Below are 16,715 nucleotides of genomic sequence, written 5' to 3' on the forward strand. Positions count from 1 at the left end.
CACAGGATCAGGCCCCGTTGCCGTGGGGAGCGGGGGAGGCATCACCGGCCGGTGCATCCAGCGGTGCCTTGTCGCCGCGTTCCAGTTGGGTAAGGCCGCTTTGAATCAGGCGTTCCCCCAGGGCGGAGGGGGTGAGGCCGTTGGTGCCTGCCTGGATGAGATACCGGCTGTGTATCTCCTGGTCGAGGAAGACCCGAATGGGCTGTTTTTTACTCATGTGAATAACTCCAATAGGGCTAAAGGCCGTTGTGGATAACGGACGGCGGGTTAGCCGTGGGGGTGTGGATAGATGCGCCGGTACCACAATCGCCGAGGGACAAGGGGAGGCGTCGGCAGGTTTGGGCGCGCGGTCATCGGCCAGGGCTAGGCCGTAGTGCTTGGCGAGGTAGGCCAGGGCGTGTTGCAGGTGCTTAAAAGCGATGCTGTAACGCTGACCGTGGTCAATGTCGGCCATGCGTAAGATGGTGCTGTCGTCCAGGTCGAGAACGAGCAAGTGGGCAGCGGGTACCGAGAGAAAGTAAAAGCCGCCGCTGGTGGCGTTGTGGTGATGAAGGACAACGCTATCCGGTACGGCTTCCCCATCGAGCAACAGCTTTTGTGTGGCGATGGTGAGGTCGTCGGTGTCTAACAGCGTGCATGGCGTTGCCAGCGTGGCGATAGGAGCAATAGCGGTCATTAGTGCCAGTCCTCCGATTGAAGGCACTCAGCGGTAAAGAGCGCGACATTAACGAGACGACGGCGACCCACTTTAATAAGCGGGAGATTCCCCTGGTTGAGCTGACCCCGCACGGTGTCGGGGGTAAGTCCGGATAGCTCGGAGAAACGCTCGACCGTCATGACGGGCACCTGGGGTGCGGGGACGTGGGGCGAATTGCTCGTTTCCATGCTGTACCTGCTCGCTGTGGCATGTTGGTGATTTCTGGTATCGTTATAAGAGGTTCATAAGCGTGGTGTACCCTATAACAAGTATACCTATATTTAAGGTTACTCAGAGTTGAGTATATGTCAAGCGAACTTGCCCAAAAAATTCGTGAAATTCGTGAAGTGGAAACTTCGGGAAGGGGGGAGTTTTCGCAACTTGTTGGAATTGCGAAAAAAACATTAGAAGGCATTGAACAAACAGGCAGGGTGCCGAAAGGTGACCTATTACAAGCTATTTGCCAGCAGTGGCCCAAGTACACGCTCTGGTTGATGACAGGGCAGACGGATGAGACGTGTGGCCAGGTAAGCCCCGAGTTAGAAAGGGCACGCCGGACGCTGAAGAAAACAGGGACGGATACCGACTAGCGCAAAACGTTGTGGATAGATGGTTCCAGGGAGGAAGGCATTGTGGATAAGGGGAGCAGGGAAAGTGGAGGATGTTAATATCTTAGGTGCACTAACGCCTTTAATTCTCACCTTTGTGTTAGGCGCGGTTGCTCTAGAAGCTGTTAAGGTGTTTTTTTTTAAAAGCACCGTAAAAGGTTTTATAAAAGCCTTTGTTGAAGGTTTGAATGGTGATGAAAAAAATAAAAAAAGGTATTACCATTCAAATAGAAAACAGCCAGAAATAAAAAAAGATGAAGTTAGTAAGGAAGATGGCTCTTTCACAGAAAAGCTGATAGAAAAAGGTGGTGCTTATAAGAGAAATGAGTTCTTAATGACTCAGACCGAGCGCCATGTTTATAAAATATTAGAAAAAGGATACGGAGACGAGTATTATATATTTGCCCAAGTGAGAGTGGTGGATGTTATACAGCCTAATATGAATAAATATTACACTTGGACTGGTGAGTACAAAGCGCTTTTTAGACAGTTATCTCAATGGCACTTTGATTATGTGATGTGTGATAAAAGTGATTTTAGTATTTTTTGTGCGCTAGAGCTTGATGACGCTAGCCACGAGCGAGCCGATAGAGTTAGAAGAGACCGCATTTTAAACGCAGTCTGTAAAGATGCTGGACTTGATTTAAAAAGAATTAAGTTAAATCATGAAAATAAGAGAGTAGAGGTTGTTTCTTGATATAAAATAGGCTAACCGTTTAAGACACCTCAAGCTGTACGTGACCGGGTTTCGACCGAGGGCGAGCTGGGCCCACCACAATGCGCACATCACGACCCAAGCGAGCTAGACAGTCGAGCATCTTGGATTCACTAATCCCGCGAAACTGACCTTTGAGAAGGGCTGAAACTTTAGGCTGCGGCAAACCAGTCAGCTCGGATACTTTGGTTTGCGTCAATCGACGATGCTTGATCACCTCACCGATCTTGGCGGCAAGCTGTGCCTTAATCAGCATTTCTTCGGCGTCATGGCTGTGGATATCGTCGTAAACGTTGCCAGTGCTATCTTCAATAATCATTGGATTCCCCCCTTGGCGTGTTTTTCAGCCGCTTTCAATCGATCACGGATTTTCTCTATATCGGGTTTAGGTGTAGAGACCCCACTGGATGACTTCTTTTGAAAACAGTGAAGTACGTATACCGCTTCCTGGATGCGAACCGTGTAAACCGCCCGGTAAGTATCACCCTGATAGTCCTCCACGACCTCAATAACGCCAGCTGAGCCAAAGCCCTTGAGTGGCTTGGATTGCGAATGTTTGGAGCCTACCTGGGCAAGGTGAAGGGCGAAGCCGAAAACATCCTTTACTTCCTCAGGCATTGCCTGGAGGTCTTTTTTGGAGCTAGCGACCCAACGCAAGGGTTTTGGTGGTTGACTATCCATGTAAGAAATCTATACCTATTTGATAATAATAGCAAGTGATCGCGATGTGTCCACATTGCGACAACATAACTCAGCTTTAACGAGCCAAAACGAGCATTTTTCGAGGTTAAAAAGCTTTAAAATCAGTTCAGTATGCCACAGTGAGCCGGTGTGCTAAGGCTTCAAAATCCGCCGCTGTAACAGGCGTGCCAGTTCGAGTCTGGCCACCGGCACCAAGTTTATTAAGGGCCTAGCGTTCATCGCTGGGCCCTTTTTTTATGCCGAGTGAAAAGCGTCAGCGGATCCATGGGGAATGGGGCCCCTCGCTTTTTGCCGCATTGGCGTTTTATATTGAAGCGAGTATTCGACGCAAGACGGTATCGCCATGGCACTGTTTGAGCTGCATAGCCGCAACTTATCCCAGGAGCAGGTGGCCCATACCCACGATTTCCATCAGCTGATACTGGCGACCTGTGGTGTCACGGAGCTTTCGATGGAGGGGCGAGGGGAAAGAGTGACAGCCCGGCGTGGCTGTTTGATTCCCTCTTCGCGCCACCACGAGTACCAGGGCGATGGCAGTAACCGGACCTTGGTGCTGGATGTTCCCGTGGCTCAACTGGCCACGCTTGAAAAAGGCAGCGAGATTGAGCGCCTGTTCGATAGGCCGCGTTTTTTCAGCGTCCCCCCGGCGTTAAATCAGCTTACCCACGCCCTGGCTAGTCAGCTCGAGCAGTGCCCCGGGCTGCAGAATGAAATCGCCATTCTGCTGCTGCGCGCGCTGACGATGTATCTGCACGACGCCAGGCCTGAAGCCGTTGAGCAGTTGGGACAGCACTGTATCAGCGAACGCCTCGATCTCGCCCGTCTGGATGCCTGGCTGGATCAGCACCTTGCCGATGAAATCCGCGTGGAGCAGCTAGCCGCACTTTGCGCCTTGAGCCCGGGGCATTTCCACACCTGTTTTCGCGAGCTGACCGGCGTGACGCCGCTGGCGTATGTCCAGCGTCGGCGCCTGGAGCACGCTCGAACGTTGGTGCGGCACAGCACGCTTAGCCTGGGGCATGTCGCCATGCTGGTCGGCTTTCGCGACCAGGGCAGCTTCTCCCGCGCATATCGGCGCTATTTTGAGATCTCACCCTCGTCTGACAGGTAAGCGTTTCCTGGAGTCGGCCACCTTAAACCGGTTTGCATGACTTACGGGCAAACTTACCGCAGTGTCGGGCAAGTAATTTGCCCAATAGCGTTCTAGTCTCTGAAGAAGCCTTTTTGATGGAGAGACCCAGTGAACGTTACCTACCAAGACAGCAATGCGCGGATGAGCCAAGTAGCGGTTCATAACGGCACCGTTTACCTTGCGGGCCAGGTACCCTCGGATGCCTCGGCGGATATGCGCGGCCAAACCGAGCAAGTACTGGTACGCATCGATCAGCTGCTGTCCCAGGCCGGTACCTCCAAAGAGCATCTGCTTTCAGCGCAAATCTGGGTGACCAGCATGGACGAGTTCGACCAGATGAACGCCGCCTGGGACGCCTGGGTGGTGCCGGGGCGTCCGCCGGTGCGCGCTGCGGTCGAGGCCAAACTTGCCAAGCCCGAGTGGAAGGTGGAAATCATGGTCATCGCCGCGTTGCCGGAGGCCTGAGATGCGGGTTGTTTCTGCTGAAGACGTCGCCGCCACGCTCGGCTGGGACGGCCTGATCAAGCGGTTGGAGACCACCTTTGTGAAGGGCGTGGAGTCGCCGCCGCGTCACCACCACGCCATGCACCGGCCGGATGGCGAAGCCACCATGCTGCTGATGCCCGCCTGGGAAGCGGCAGGCTACATCGGCGTCAAGATGGTCAACGTGTTTCCGCAAAACGCCGACCACGGTATCCCGGCGATTTCCGGGCTTTACCTGCTCAGCGAGGGCCAGCATGGCCGGCCGCTGGCGTGTATCGACGGCAGCGAGCTCACCCGGCGTCGCACGGCGGCTGCCTCCGCGCTGGCCGCCCAGGCGCTTGCCAACGACGACGCCGAGACCCTGCTGGTCGTCGGCACCGGCAAGCTCGCCCCCATGGTAATCGAAGCCCACGCCAGCGTGCGCCCCATCAAACGGGTGCTGATCTGGGGGCGCAACCCTAGCAAGGCAGAAGCCATTGCCGACGAGTACGCCGAGCGCTTCGAGACCCAGGTGGTGGAAAGCCTGGTGGATGCCGTGGCCGAGGCAGATATCATCAGCTGCGTGACGCTCTCCATCGAGCCGCTGATCAAGGGCGAGTGGCTTACCCCTGGCACGCATCTGGACCTGATCGGTGCGTTTCGCCCGCAAATGCGCGAAACCGACGCCCTGTGCCTGCGTCGCGCTGAGGTGTTTGTGGATACCTACGCCGGCGCCAAAGGCGAAGCGGGCGATATTCTTCAGGCGATTGACGAAGGTGAGTTTCAGTTTGACCAGATTCAGGCCGAGCTTGCCGAAGTACTGACAGCCGCCAAGCCCGGCCGCTCGTCGCCGCAGGCGATTACCCTGTTCAAATCCGTCGGCGCCTCGCTCGAGGATCTCGCCGCCGCCATTGAGGTATGGGAGTCGCTGCCGCACTAGGTTAGCGGGCTTATCCATGTGTCAATCTGTTCGCTCGCCTCGTCATCCATGCGTAGGCTCCTCAATCAGGCCTGCGCTTGGATGGCGTTTTCGAGCGCCGCCAATCTGCCCGTTTCCAACGCGGTCTGCACGGCGGTAATGCGTATCACGTTGGCAAGCGCCGGATGCGCCAGGCGAGCGACCAGCACGCCGTCGGCGAGCAGCTGCTGGTGCACCTCAGCGGCGAGTTCGGCGCTGGGCAGGCGAATACCGATAAAGTTGGTGGCGCTGGGCAGAACGTCCGCCCCCAGCGCGCGGAAGTGCTCTGCCAGCTGCTCACGGCGGGCTTTCACGTCGGTAACGTGCTGGTTCACCTCGTCAGGATGGTCAAGCACCACTTCGGCAGCGGCCTGGGTGAAGGTGGAGACCGCATAGTGAATACGTACCTTCATCATCATCGCCAGCACGTCGGGCTCGGCAATCGCGTAGCCAATGCGCAGCCCCGCCAGGCCGTGGGCCTTGGACAGCGTGCGCAGGCGAATCACCCCCGGAATTGCTCGGGTGGTGAACTCGCTCCCCGCGTCATCGCGGAAGTCCCCATAGGCCTCGTCCAGCAATAGCCAGCAGGTGTCGGGCAGGGCATCGCGCAGCTTGAGAATGGCGCTGTCGCTGTGCAGGTGGCCGCTGGGGTTGTCCGGGTTGGCCAGGTAGACCAGCCGCGCATCGGCATCCTGCGCCGCCTTCGCCAGGGCGTCGAGGTCCGGGGCCAGCACGCCCGGGGCCTCAAAATAGCTGGGCTCGATCAGCTGGCAGCCCTGGCCCTTGGCGAAATAGCCAAAAGTGGGGTAGGTGCCGGCGGTGCTTACGACCGTCTCGCCGGGTTCGCAGGTGGTACGCAGGGCCAGCGCCATCAGGCTGTCGGCGCCGGCATCCACCAGCAGCGTCTCCAAGGGCATGCCCTGCTGGGCGCTCAGGCGCTTGCGTATACCCAACGCCTCGGCATCGCCGTAGCTGTAAACGTGCGCGGCCAGGGCATCGCCAAAGTGCTTACGCAGGGCGCGGTGGGGCATGTCCAGGCCCTCGTTGGAGCCCATCTGGTAGGGAATCGCATGGCCAAGCTTGCGCTCCAGCACCTTGATGCCCGGGAAGGGGTTATGCGGGCCTTCGCCGGTTAAGTGTTCGGGGTAGCGGGGCATAACGTCTCCAAATGAGATAACGTAGAATGTAGCCTAACATTGCAACGAAAAAACCTGTCCAAGGATACGGCATGGCCCACCTGCTACGCATCGTGATGATTCACGGCCACCTGGAAGGCGTGGTCGAACTGAGTGTGGACGGCCACACTAATATTTGCGGCACCAACGCCTCGGGTAAAACCACGCTTCAGCGCTTGGTGCCGGTGTTTTACGGCGAGCTACCCAATAAAGTCGTCCCCAAGACGCGCATGAAGTTCGACGCGTTTTACCTGCCCCATCGCAACAGTTACCTGGTCTACGAATACCGCCGCGAAGCGGGCAATATCTGCCAGGTGGTGCTGACCCGCAAATCGGAAGGCGGGGTGGAATATCGCTTCGTCGCCGCGCCTTACCGGCCAGAAGATTATCTGATGGAGGGGGAAGACGGCGCCGTGGCGCTGGAGTACGCCCAGTGGTTGGGTGTTTTACGCCGCGAAAATATCTCTTTTTCGTCCAAGCTCACGGCCACCTCTGAATACCGCGCGGTGATCCAGAACGACTTTACCCCCACGCCCGGCATCATGCCCCACGGCAATCGTAAGGATGCCCTCAAGCTGCGCCAGATGGCCGCGCAGTTCAGCCTGGTCAAGCCCGAGCATCGTATCCGCCATATCGAAAAGCTGGTCTCGGCGGTGCACGCCAAAGAGGGCAAGATGGATACCCTAAAGACCATGCTGGCGGCGATCTTTGAAGAGGACGGTGTCGAGCTGCCCGTGACCCGCATCCGCAGCGCCAAGGCGCGGGAGTGGATTGACCAGATGCGCCAGTCCATGCGCCTGGAGCCGCTGCAACGTTCGCTTGCCAAGCTGCACGACGTTGACCGCGAGTTGGCGGATGTGGAGGCCTCACTGTGGCAGCTGAAACCGCAGTTGGAAGCCGACCGTCACCACGTCGAGCGCACCCTGGCCGATGCCGAAGCCGATATGAATACGCGCCAAGAAGCATTCGACGCCGAGAAAAACGCCTACGAAGCGGCCCGGGATGAGCTGAACGAGCAGCTCAGCGAGCTGGAAAGCGGCCTCAAGCAAACCCAGCGCGACCTGAGCGACCTGCAGGACCAGTATGAAGCCTATGAGGCGGCAGACATGCCCGCCCTTGAGCGCGACCTCAACGCGCTGCCCCAAAAACGTGAGCAGTTCGAGCAACTGAAAAGCCACCTGACCGCCCTGCAAGAGGCCGTGCAGGCAAGCCAGGCCCGCAAGGAAGAGCGGCTGCGCGAGCTGGGCGAAGCGCTGGCCCGCCAAAGCGAAGAGATCCAGGGGCTGGTCGATGCCCTCAACGAAGAAAAGGCCGCGCATCAGGAAGCCCACTGGGAGGCCCAGCGCCACCTGGACGCCCGCTACCAGACCCAGCGCGAAGAGACAGAAGCCGACTTTCAGGAACGCCTCAACCAGGGGGTTGAGCGGCTGGCAGCGCTGAAAGCCGCGCTGAGCCACAGCGGCCCCACGGCGGAGGAAAGCGAAGAGGCCGCCCTGATTCAGGCGCGGATCGATCAGGCGCAAAGCGACCACAACGCCGCCAGTAGCCAGCGGGAAAGCCAGCGCCGCGAGCTGGATAGCCTCAAACGCGAGCGTGACGATGCCGAGCAGACCCACGCAGATGCACGCCGGACGCTGACCCGCGCCCAGCAAACCAGCCAGGCGCTGCACCGCCAGCGCGACCCCGCCCAAGGCTCGCTGCGCCATTTCCTGCGCTACCACCTGCCCGAATGGGAGCAGCGGCTGGGTAAGGTGATCGCCCCAGAACTGCTGGAGCGCCGTGACCTGTCGCCGACCTTGACCGAGCAACCCAGCGACGACCTTTACGGCCTGGTGCTGGATACCCATCTGATCGAGCCGCCGGACTACGCCCAGGATGAAGCCAGCCTGCTCGCCGCCATTGAAGCGGCGGATGACGCCGTGGTGCGCGCCGAGGCCGAGCTTGCCAACAGCGAAAAGCAGCTCAAACGGCATAACGAGCGCGTCCAGGCCTCCGATGAAGCGCTAAGCCAGGCCCAGTTGGCGGTGAAGCGTGCCGATGAAGAAGTCGAATACGCCCAGGAGGCCCGCCGCCAGTGCCAGGCGCGCCATGCCGAGGCGCAACGCCAGCGCAAGGCCGAGCAGGAGACTGCCCTGGCAGAACAGGAAGCGCAGCAGCAAGCCCTGCGCGACGAACGCCAGACCGCGCTGGACAAGCTCAACGCCGCCCACCAGGCAGAACTTCTGGAGCTAAAAGCGGACGCGCAAAGCCAGTTGGAGTCCATCAACCGGCAGATTCAGCAGTACAAAACCCAGCTCACCGAGCAGAAAGCCGAGCACAAGCGCCAGTGCGAAGAGCTGGAAGAGGCGTTCGACCAGGAATTGAAAGCCCAGGGCGTCGATCCGGAAAAACTGCGGGATACCCGCGCCCGGCTGCAGCAACTGGACGAACACATCCGTCACACCGCCGCCCGTCAGGACGAGCTGGACGCCTACAAGCGCTTTATGCGCGTAAGCTGGGGGCAGCGCAAACCCGAACTGGTCGAGCAGGAGGGTCGCTTAAGCCGTGAGATAGACGCCGCCCAGCGGAAGCGTGAGGAACACCAGCAGGCCTTCAAAGCCACCAAGGCCGCCCACCAGCAGCACGTCGCCGCGTTTGAAACTAAACGCCGCGAAAGCCACGAGGTGCTCAACGACCTCAAGCCGCTGCTCAAGCAGCTCGGTGAGCTCACCCTGACCTCGGACGCCACGCCCCAGCAGGACGCCCCCGGCGATGTCGCCGAGCGGCTGGCGCGCACCCGTCAGGCACTCGCGCGCCGGGCCCAGGAACGCGACACGCTGCGCAAGGGCTGCCAGGAAGCGGAGAGCCAGCTGATCAAAGGGGCCAGCACCAGCTTTGTCGATGCGCTGGAAAGCGAGCGCGCCCGACTCGCCGACCCCGACGACCCGCGGGCGCTGCTGCCGCTGCTCGGCGGCATGCTCAAACTGCTGGAAGACCAGCAGCAACAGCTGATTCAGCAGGGGCGCAATCTCAGCGACGACCTGGACAAGTTCTTCACCGTGTTCCGTGATCTCAACCGCCGCATCAGCGCCCAGAGCAAGCGCCTCTCGGATGAGGTGGCTGACGACCTGCGCCTGGACGGCATCAGCAAGGCCGAGGTGCGTATCCAGTCGACCATCGACGAGCTCGGCTTCTGGGAGCCGCTCAAGCTGTTTGCCCAGCGCTACAAGGCCTGGCGCGACTCCGAGCAGACCCTGCCCAGCGACGACTACCTGAACGCCCTGGCGGACGTGGTCGATCTGCTGCGCAGCGACCAGCAGTACAGCTTTGAAAGCCTGCTGCGCCTGGAGCTGCACCTCAACGAAGGCGGCACCGACCTGATCATCAAGAACGACCGCCAACTGCTGGAATCGTCCAGCCACGGCATGGCGTATCTGATTCTGTGCAAGTTCCTGCTCGCCTTTACCCGCCTGCTGCGCGGCCGGGCGGCGATCGCCATCCACTGGCCCATCGACGAGATCGGCACGCTGGCCTACCACAACGTCGAAAAGCTGTTCGACGCCTGCGACAGCAACCAGATTCATATTGTCGGCGCCTTCCCCAACCCGGAATCCGACGTGCTGCTGCTGTTCCATAACCGCTACCTGATCGACCGCGACGCCGACGACCCCGCCAAACGACGGCTAAAACGCATCGAGCCCCGCCAGAGCCGCCTGGCCGAGCGGCTCAAGGCCCGCCATGAGGAGGTGCCGGTATGAGCGATATGAGTCTGCTACCCCATGGCCCGCTGCTGGAACGGCTGCTGGCGGGCGAGTTTATCTGCGCGGTGAGCGACGAGAGCGCCTTCAAGCGCCTCCAGGATGACGCCACGCGCGAGGCCATCGACAGCTACCTGCGCCCGCTCAACCGCCGCCTGGCCAGCAGCCAGGAGGAAGGTGTGTATTTTCTCGCCTGGCGTCAGTTGGATGACAGCGCGCGGGACCAGCTCGCCCGCCAGCTGGGCGACACCGTCAACAGCCTTTTGCCGCTGCTGGAATGGCTACAGCTGGTGCAGGAAGCCCTGGGCCGCGACAGCGTGCTATCCCCCGGCGATGTGCTCAAGCCCGGCGAGCTGCAGGCCAAAAGCGAAGACAACCCCAGCCTGCGCGAACGCATTGAACGCCTGGCCACCGACAGCTTCTTTGGCTCCCAAAGCGATCAGCTGGACGCTCAGGTCAAGCAGGTGTTCAAGCGGTTGAGGGAGCACGGCTACCTGCTGCAGCCCCACGCCGACCGCCAGGTGTTTCTGGTGACCGGCAAGGTCGACTACCTGCTCGAACTGGTGCGCTTTATTCGCGATGAAGAACACCTGCCGGTGGACGATGAGGGCGAGGATACCCAGGAGGCGCTGCTGTGAACGATGCGGAAACGCCAGGGCTGGAAAGCCGCCTGATCACCACCGGGGTGGAGCGCCTGGCCCTGCTGGGCCGCCACGCCGAGGCGCTGATGCAGGGCTACGCCAACGATCAAGTTCCTCTGGAAGGGCTGAGCCACACCGCGCTGCGCAAGCTTTTAAGCGCGCGGATTGTCTGGCGGCCTGACGAGCAGGGCGGCCTCAAGCTGACCCCCAAGGTGCGCGAGCTGATCGCCGAAATGGTCTCCGATGAAGCCCGGCGCCACGTCAACGCCGATGTGGCCGAAGCGCTGGAGCTGATCCGCAGCCTGATCCAGAGCTACCGCGATTCCAGCAGCCGCGGCGACTACTGGCAGCAGGAGCAGCAGCTGTTGCGCCTGCGCCAGGCGGTGGATGACATGAACGGCCGCTTTGCCGACGCCATCGACAGCCTGTGGCAGCGGCTCAACAGCGATTTTGGCTTTGTCAGCCAGCTCAACGACAAGGTGCGCGAAAACGACCGCGCGCAAAAGCAGGTGGTCCGCCTGCTCGACGGACTGGCGCTGATCGACTTTGACGAGTTGATCGAACTGGTAGGCAGCGACGGCACGCTGCGCAAGGTATTGATCAGCCAGCTACAGCAGCAGATTAGCCAGCACTACACCAGCCTGCGGGAAGTGCAGCACCGCCTGATCGAATTGATGGCGCGTTTTCGTCATATGCAGGCACGCAGCCGCCTGGTCGCCGGCATGGCCGCCTTCCTGCGCGAGCACCCCGGCTTTACCCCTGGTAACTACGCCCGCCGCAGCGAGGTGCCCGCGCTGTTTAATCACGCAGCCCCCCTCACCGCCGCCGGGGCCGTGGCGCTGGACCGCGCCCAGGACATGCCCACCCTCAGCGCGCTGCTGGAAAATGTGCCCACGCCGTTACGTGCCGCCCAGTCGGTCACCGCGGCACGCCCGGCGGAACACGTCGAAGACACGCTTATCGCCGCCCGCCAGCAGGCCCTCAAGGATGATGTCGAAACTTTCTACCTCAATGTGGTGGACCGCGCCGAGCAAACGCCCATCAGCGCTCTGGACTACCTGAACCAAAGCGAGCTGCAATGGCCTCCAGAAATCTGGCTGTTCCAGGTCATCGCCGAGCACCAGGGCCTACCGCATAGCGAACAGCGCGCGTTTCATCTTCATCAGCAGGAAGAACGGGCGAGCGCCTACAACGATGTGAAATTGATTCGCGATGTTTCGTTAGGACTGGCGGTGTAACGATGGATGACCAGACGCTCACTGCCCAGGCTTACAAAAAACTGAGCGAAATAGAGCGCCAACTGCGCAAGCAGACTCGGGTCGACAAGAAGCGCAGCCAGCAATGGGTCGCAACCTTCATCCGCTGGTGCGATGCGCATGAAATTGAGCTTGGCCCTCGGCTAAGCCACCAATCGCTGCGTTTTGACCGCGCCCTCATCCAGCAGGTGAACGAAGCGCTTAGAAGCCAGCGACTGACTACTATTGAGCAATGGCAAAGCGGCTTGACCAGCGCGGCGCAAGCGGAGCAGGGCGTCAATGAAGATAAAAGCAACCGCGAAGGCCCGCGCGCCCAGCGGGTGCTGGTGAACACGCCCGCCAGCGCCCCCGCTTGGCTTTCGGCCCAGCCGCGCTCGATGCACGACGTCGACTGGCGAGACATCAACCTGGAAGCGTGCGACGTGCTTATTCAGGTCGAAAACCTGGACAGCTTTTACGCCTTTTCACCGCAACAGCGCGCGCTAAACGGCTACAAACAGCCGCTGGTGGTCTACCGCGGCGACAGCCACTACGGCGGCGGCTTCAAACAACTCGCCAGCGCCTGGAACGGAACCCAAAAGCCGCACCTCTACGCAGGCGACTTCGATGTCAAAGGCCTCAGCGTCGCGCTTTCCAGCGGCACCTCGCACCTATTACTCCCGCCGCTAGCATGGCTCACCGAGCAAGCTACCACCTTCCACGACCCCGCCAAACAACTCGACCACCGCCCCCGCCTGCTTAGCCATCGCGACCAATTACCCGCGGAACATCCGCTACAGCCCTATCTAACGCTGCTACTCGACCAGCAGCGTGGGCTAAGGCAGCAGTGGTTGGGTGAAGAACTGGAGCGCGTGGCGCTGGTGTGAAGGCCCCCGTCGACCTAATGCGCAGCCGGGTGATCTGATTGCGTCCAGTATGATTGAAATGGGCAAAACGCGCAGGTGCGCGAGTTTCGGTTATGCTACCAAAATTGGCTTTGCTCTCTAAGTAATCAATGGGGTAGAGTCAAGCGAGGTGGCTACATAACCTCAATAAATACGTCGATATGTTTGTTGAAATTATGTAGCTTTCAGTATAATTGTTGTCAGATTCCACTTTGATGGAGAAGTTGATGAAATTTAAAGATATTCATTTTGGTAGCATTGATGCAAAGCATGATATTGAAGGTAGGACGCCAGAGGAGGTAAAGTATTTTGAAGATACTTTTATTGTTCCGCCTAATATTGATGAAGAAGATTATTTAAAATCGAATAAGTACTATATTTCAGGATTGAAGGGAACTGGGAAAACCGCACTCCTTAGGTACCTTCAGGTAAAAGCTGAAAAAGCAGGTTTTAAAACAAATTTTGTTTTGTTTAAGTCTGAGTTTGATAATTATGAAAGGTCTGCTTTTCACAATTCTCTTATAGCTGATGTGCCGGAGGGGCCTGCTGAAGGTTCCTCTAGTTATGACTATGAGCAAGCATGGCGTATATATTTTTATCAGACGCTTGTGATATTGGGAGAGTCAGGCCAACTTACTCCATTCCAGAATAATTCGTTATGGAGTGAATTCGTAGATTTGGTAAAAAGTTCGTTTCCTGCGAAACGAGATAGTGCAATTTCTTTGCCAAGGATTAAAAAAGGTAGAATTGAACTTTCTAGTAAACCAAAAATAGAATTAGATTTTGAGATTACCAAGCACAAAAGGACTGTCAATTTCTCTGAATTTTGCAGAGTTTGCGACGTAAAGTACAAGAGTCTCACTCCTAGTGATTCAAATAATATAATATTTGTTGATGAGCTTGAAGTTAGAGCGGCAACAAATAATGTTGCTGATCGTGATATGCATTTGGTTAGGGATCTTATTGTAACTGCCGATAAGATTAACCAAATTAATAGACTAAATAGTTACCCTTTGAGCTTTATACTGGCAGTAAGGAGTGAGGTGCTATATTCGGTAAAAAGTCTTGGTAAGGAGATAAATAAGCCGCTATTTGACTTTGGGGAAACTCTCGTCTGGCATAAGTATTCTAGCAATAAAAAAGAGCATCCACTCGTCAAAATAATCGAAAAAAGAATAGTAGAGTCTGAAAAAATAAAGAATGAGTTTAACGGTGAAGATGTTTGGGAAAAATATTTTCATGGTCAATACCATGGGAAAGAGATAAGAGAGTTTATTCTCGACCAAACGTGGTATCGCCCTAGGGATCTTGTTAGGTTAATGGGAGTGCTGCTTAAAACGTTTAAAGATAGAAGTTATGTTGTACAGAGACATTTTGATGAAGCCAGAAAGTTGTATTCGTCGGAGAGTTGGGTAGAGATATGTGAAGAACTTTCGGCCACTCTATCTCAAGAAGAAATTGAAGCTGTTGCTCGGGTGGTGGGAAGATTCAAGTTTCCATTTAACCTTATGCAAGTGCGTCGGCAGATTGATGATCTAGCTGGAATATATTCAGAGGTTGATAAGCTCGAGTCTAATAACCATGTTGGGGACTTGCTTAAAAAGCTCTATGATATAGGCGTTATTGGAAATTACATTAAAGGCAAGCATGGAAATAAAATTCCACAGTATGCTGCCCGAGGAAACCCTCGCGCTTTACTCGAAGAAGACTTCATTGTTCATCCTGCTCTTAAACCCTACTTTAGTACAAATTTATGATTTATAAACTAACCAGTACAGCCATGGCGAAGTCTGCCCGTCGAATTTTTAGACCTCTTTTTAATGTTGCGAATGTTGCACCCATCGTATCAATAGAATCCAATGGAAAAATATCGGTTCATAGGCCGGTTTTCTATAGCCCATATGAGATATTAGACTTTGCGAATACTGAGGAGAGAGATTCGAATACGCTTTAATTGTCTTAATAGTCGTCGTATGGCTGCCGGTCAGCTCAAATATGAGTTTGAATATGATGTTAGAAAATATCTCTAGTTTAAGGTCCTGTTTTTTTTATTAATTCATATTTAACCGTAAGTCAAGAAGAGAGCTTAGTTTTTTATAAGAACTCTCTGGCTGATAGTGATATAAACTATTTAAAATCAGATTTTTTGGTAAAAGGGTGGCTTTTATATCGGTGATTTTTAATTGTGCTGATGATTTTTGGGCAGTTTTAAACTTCCTGTAATAAGCTGATCTTAAAGCTCGACAGTAAAGAATGACTATCAGAGATGAATTTTCTAATACATTATCCTAATGTAGTGTCTCCCCTTCTCTAAAGGGATTTAAACGTAAGGTCCTGGCGCAGGTCGGCACTCACTCAAGAGGCGGTTAACATCTTGAGGTGCAATAAAAATGAAGCCGGACAATAATAAAATTGTCAAAGGTTATGCTCGTGCATCTCACGCTTTACGCGGGTGTTATGTATAAAATCCAGGCGTCGGTCGAATGTATAGGTAATTATTATGATTAGTGAAGAAAAGAGATTTATAATTAAAGAAATTGCTACAGCACGGTCTTTCAAGGAGTCGATTGAATTTTTTAACTTAACTCAAGATTTTCTTGGTGACTGCAGGTTTATTTTCGCATCAGATCATGGTTCAGAGCCGGGCTTGTCTATTGGTTTGGATTTTAAGGATGGATCTGCAATTCGTAGCCTATTCAATACAGAAAAAGTATTGGTTCTGGATAAAGTGACTTTAAGAGAAATGTCACGTGGTCGTGCAGATTTTTCAATAGATTATTCAATTTCACTTGATAACCAGGCGCTTAGTTATCTCGAACCTTACATAAGCGGTAACGAAAAAAAACTGCCAAATGATTTTAAGGATATATTTCTTTTCATATCAAAAGATAGTGTTTTTGTTGACCCGATGCCATATATTCATGAGAATTACTATAACTTGAATGATGAAAGGGCAGCCGGAAGAATTTTTGATAAGCTCAAGGCTTATGAGATTTTGAGGAATATAGATTTTGATTCGCTGGAAAATGAGTCGATTGTTAAGGCTAAAGTATCTGATTATGAATTGATGAAAAATACGCAGCAACATATTGCTCGAATGTTTACAACATTGAGCGAAGTAAGGTTTATGAAAGAGCTGGATTTTAAATTTAATTGCCAATATGTTTTTTTGCTAAAAATGGTGTCTATTCAGCTTGGCGATCCTAAAAAAAGTAAATTTTCAAAAGTTTTGGATTTTTTAGACTTTTGTCATTTTGATGTCGCTACTATCGGTTTTCGAGAAGTGCTTGTTGCGAATGAGTTTTTTGAAAAAGGCCAAGATTTTGCTTTTTTTAACAAAGTCCAAAAAAACAAAGAAGATCTTTTTAGAGTGATAAAAGGGATGGCTTGGGATCTTTATCACGTAAGGCAGATGGAGTGTCTAGCTACAATACGGCCTGATGAACGCGCAAGGTATTTTTTTCCATCGTTTTTAACATGTGATAAGCGACTAGTTGAGATTTTGGATTTATACCCTTTGAAGTGTTTGGCTTATATTGAGGGAGCTTATGAACCACTACCTTTTTTCGATGGTGATATACTTGAGGCTTTAACTCAATGTTCCAGAGAAAAAGATGAACTTTGCAGTAAGTATTTTACACAATCCAGTGCTAATTAGGCGGATGCAGGCTCTGAGTGCAACACCGTCAATGTGTCGATGACGGAACCTCATGGTACTTCGCCAGCTCCTCGCTCATCACCTCAATTG

At 54.9% G+C, this 16,715-nt stretch carries 16 protein-coding genes and 1 tRNA gene; 12 read left to right on the plus strand and 5 right to left on the minus strand.

From position 1 onward, the window contains the following. Window positions 1-7: 7 nt before the first annotated feature. Together QC815_RS11335 and QC815_RS11340 are read right to left on the minus strand one after the other, a co-directional pair. Window positions 8-676, minus strand: coding sequence for a hypothetical protein (locus QC815_RS11335; RefSeq protein ID WP_310539809.1), 669 nt, complete (start codon window positions 674-676; stop codon window positions 8-10). Continuing rightward, entirely contained in the window at window positions 676-885 is a 210-nt protein-coding gene (locus QC815_RS11340; protein WP_233337329.1) for a MerR family transcriptional regulator, read from the minus strand. Before QC815_RS11340 ends, QC815_RS11335 begins: the two co-directional genes overlap by 1 nt. A 117-nt stretch (window positions 886-1,002) precedes the next feature. On the opposite strand from QC815_RS11340, the gene QC815_RS11345 reads away from it, so the two are divergent. Together QC815_RS11345 and QC815_RS11350 are read left to right on the plus strand one after the other, a co-directional pair. Then, window positions 1,003-1,287, plus strand: a complete 285-nt coding sequence (locus QC815_RS11345) for a hypothetical protein (protein WP_310539812.1) — start codon at window positions 1,003-1,005, stop codon at window positions 1,285-1,287. 64 nt (window positions 1,288-1,351) lie between these two features. Beyond that, a complete protein-coding gene (locus tag QC815_RS11350) occupies window positions 1,352-2,002 on the plus strand; it encodes a DUF2726 domain-containing protein (protein ID WP_310539814.1) in 651 nt (216 codons plus the stop codon). 19 nt (window positions 2,003-2,021) lie between these two features. Here QC815_RS11350 and QC815_RS11355 read toward each other — a convergent pair whose 3' ends face one another. After that, the gene (locus QC815_RS11355; RefSeq protein ID WP_310539817.1) at window positions 2,022-2,339 is read right to left on the minus strand and encodes a helix-turn-helix domain-containing protein; all 318 of its coding nucleotides are present in this window, start codon (window positions 2,337-2,339) and stop codon (window positions 2,022-2,024) included. After that, window positions 2,336-2,701: a type II toxin-antitoxin system RelE/ParE family toxin gene (locus QC815_RS11360; protein WP_310539818.1), complete on the minus strand. Its 366-nt coding sequence runs from the start codon at window positions 2,699-2,701 to the stop codon at window positions 2,336-2,338. The genes QC815_RS11355 and QC815_RS11360 overlap by 4 nt, the downstream gene beginning before the upstream one ends. A gap of 144 nt (window positions 2,702-2,845) precedes the next feature. On the opposite strand from QC815_RS11360, the gene QC815_RS11365 reads away from it, so the two are divergent. From QC815_RS11365 to lhpI, 4 genes are all read left to right on the plus strand, one after another. Next, window positions 2,846-2,916 (plus strand) — tRNA-OTHER (locus tag QC815_RS11365). 149 nt (window positions 2,917-3,065) lie between these two features. Next, a complete protein-coding gene (locus tag QC815_RS11370) occupies window positions 3,066-3,833 on the plus strand; it encodes a helix-turn-helix transcriptional regulator (protein ID WP_066321858.1) in 768 nt (255 codons plus the stop codon). A gap of 129 nt (window positions 3,834-3,962) precedes the next feature. Next, window positions 3,963-4,319 (plus strand): RidA family protein, encoded by a 357-nt coding sequence (locus QC815_RS11375; RefSeq protein ID WP_230447087.1) that lies wholly within the window; start codon window positions 3,963-3,965, stop codon window positions 4,317-4,319. Between the two features lies 1 nt (window position 4,320). Then, a complete protein-coding gene (gene lhpI, locus QC815_RS11380) occupies window positions 4,321-5,256 on the plus strand; it encodes a bifunctional Delta(1)-pyrroline-2-carboxylate/Delta(1)-piperideine-2-carboxylate reductase (protein WP_230447086.1) in 936 nt (311 codons plus the stop codon). 65 nt (window positions 5,257-5,321) lie between these two features. On the opposite strand, the gene QC815_RS11385 is transcribed toward lhpI, so the two are convergent. Beyond that, window positions 5,322-6,431, minus strand: coding sequence for a pyridoxal phosphate-dependent aminotransferase (locus QC815_RS11385; protein WP_230447085.1), 1,110 nt, complete (start codon window positions 6,429-6,431; stop codon window positions 5,322-5,324). Window positions 6,432-6,502: 71 nt separating this feature from the next. Here QC815_RS11385 and QC815_RS11390 point away from each other — a divergent pair, with 71 nt between their 5' ends. From QC815_RS11390 to QC815_RS11415, 6 genes are all read left to right on the plus strand, one after another. Beyond that, a complete protein-coding gene (locus tag QC815_RS11390) occupies window positions 6,503-10,186 on the plus strand; it encodes an ATP-binding protein (protein WP_310539820.1) in 3,684 nt (1,227 codons plus the stop codon). 11 nt (window positions 10,187-10,197) lie between these two features. Next, complete coding sequence (locus QC815_RS11395) at window positions 10,198-10,824, plus strand: condensin complex protein MksE (protein WP_310539836.1); 627 nt, start codon at window positions 10,198-10,200, stop codon at window positions 10,822-10,824. Further along, window positions 10,821-12,065, plus strand: a complete 1,245-nt coding sequence (locus QC815_RS11400; RefSeq protein WP_310539821.1) for a DUF445 domain-containing protein — start codon at window positions 10,821-10,823, stop codon at window positions 12,063-12,065. Before QC815_RS11395 ends, QC815_RS11400 begins: the two co-directional genes overlap by 4 nt. 2 nt (window positions 12,066-12,067) lie before the next feature. Beyond that, window positions 12,068-12,949, plus strand: a complete 882-nt coding sequence (locus tag QC815_RS11405) for a DUF7281 domain-containing protein (RefSeq protein WP_310539823.1) — start codon at window positions 12,068-12,070, stop codon at window positions 12,947-12,949. A 245-nt stretch (window positions 12,950-13,194) separates the two neighbouring features. Then, a complete protein-coding gene (locus QC815_RS11410) occupies window positions 13,195-14,724 on the plus strand; it encodes a P-loop ATPase, Sll1717 family (RefSeq protein ID WP_310539826.1) in 1,530 nt (509 codons plus the stop codon). 743 nt (window positions 14,725-15,467) lie between these two features. Then, a complete protein-coding gene (locus tag QC815_RS11415) occupies window positions 15,468-16,625 on the plus strand; it encodes a hypothetical protein (protein WP_310539828.1) in 1,158 nt (385 codons plus the stop codon). Window positions 16,626-16,715: the final 90 nt, after the last annotated feature.

It is taken from the genome of Vreelandella gomseomensis (assembly GCF_031451645.1).
Taxonomy (GTDB): Bacteria; Pseudomonadota; Gammaproteobacteria; order Pseudomonadales; family Halomonadaceae; genus Vreelandella; species Vreelandella gomseomensis.

Bases quoted from the DNA above. Each gene is read 5' to 3' on its own strand.
- QC815_RS11405 (WP_310539823.1), top strand. From the start codon at position 12,068: ATGGATGACCAGACGCTCACTGCCCAGGCTTACAAAAAACTGAGCGAA.
- QC815_RS11385 (WP_230447085.1), bottom strand. From the start codon at position 6,431: ATGCCCCGCTACCCCGAACACTTAACCGGCGAAGGCCCGCATAACCCC.
- QC815_RS11335 (WP_310539809.1), bottom strand. From the start codon at position 676: ATGACCGCTATTGCTCCTATCGCCACGCTGGCAACGCCATGCACGCTG.
- QC815_RS11415 (WP_310539828.1), top strand. From the start codon at position 15,468: ATGATTAGTGAAGAAAAGAGATTTATAATTAAAGAAATTGCTACAGCA.
- QC815_RS11370 (WP_066321858.1), top strand. From the start codon at position 3,066: ATGGCACTGTTTGAGCTGCATAGCCGCAACTTATCCCAGGAGCAGGTG.
- QC815_RS11345 (WP_310539812.1), top strand. From the start codon at position 1,003: ATGTCAAGCGAACTTGCCCAAAAAATTCGTGAAATTCGTGAAGTGGAA.
- lhpI (WP_230447086.1), top strand. From the start codon at position 4,321: ATGCGGGTTGTTTCTGCTGAAGACGTCGCCGCCACGCTCGGCTGGGAC.
- QC815_RS11410 (WP_310539826.1), top strand. From the start codon at position 13,195: ATGAAATTTAAAGATATTCATTTTGGTAGCATTGATGCAAAGCATGAT.
- QC815_RS11390 (WP_310539820.1), top strand. From the start codon at position 6,503: ATGGCCCACCTGCTACGCATCGTGATGATTCACGGCCACCTGGAAGGC.
- QC815_RS11360 (WP_310539818.1), bottom strand. From the start codon at position 2,701: ATGGATAGTCAACCACCAAAACCCTTGCGTTGGGTCGCTAGCTCCAAA.
- QC815_RS11355 (WP_310539817.1), bottom strand. From the start codon at position 2,339: ATGATTATTGAAGATAGCACTGGCAACGTTTACGACGATATCCACAGC.
- QC815_RS11340 (WP_233337329.1), bottom strand. From the start codon at position 885: ATGGAAACGAGCAATTCGCCCCACGTCCCCGCACCCCAGGTGCCCGTC.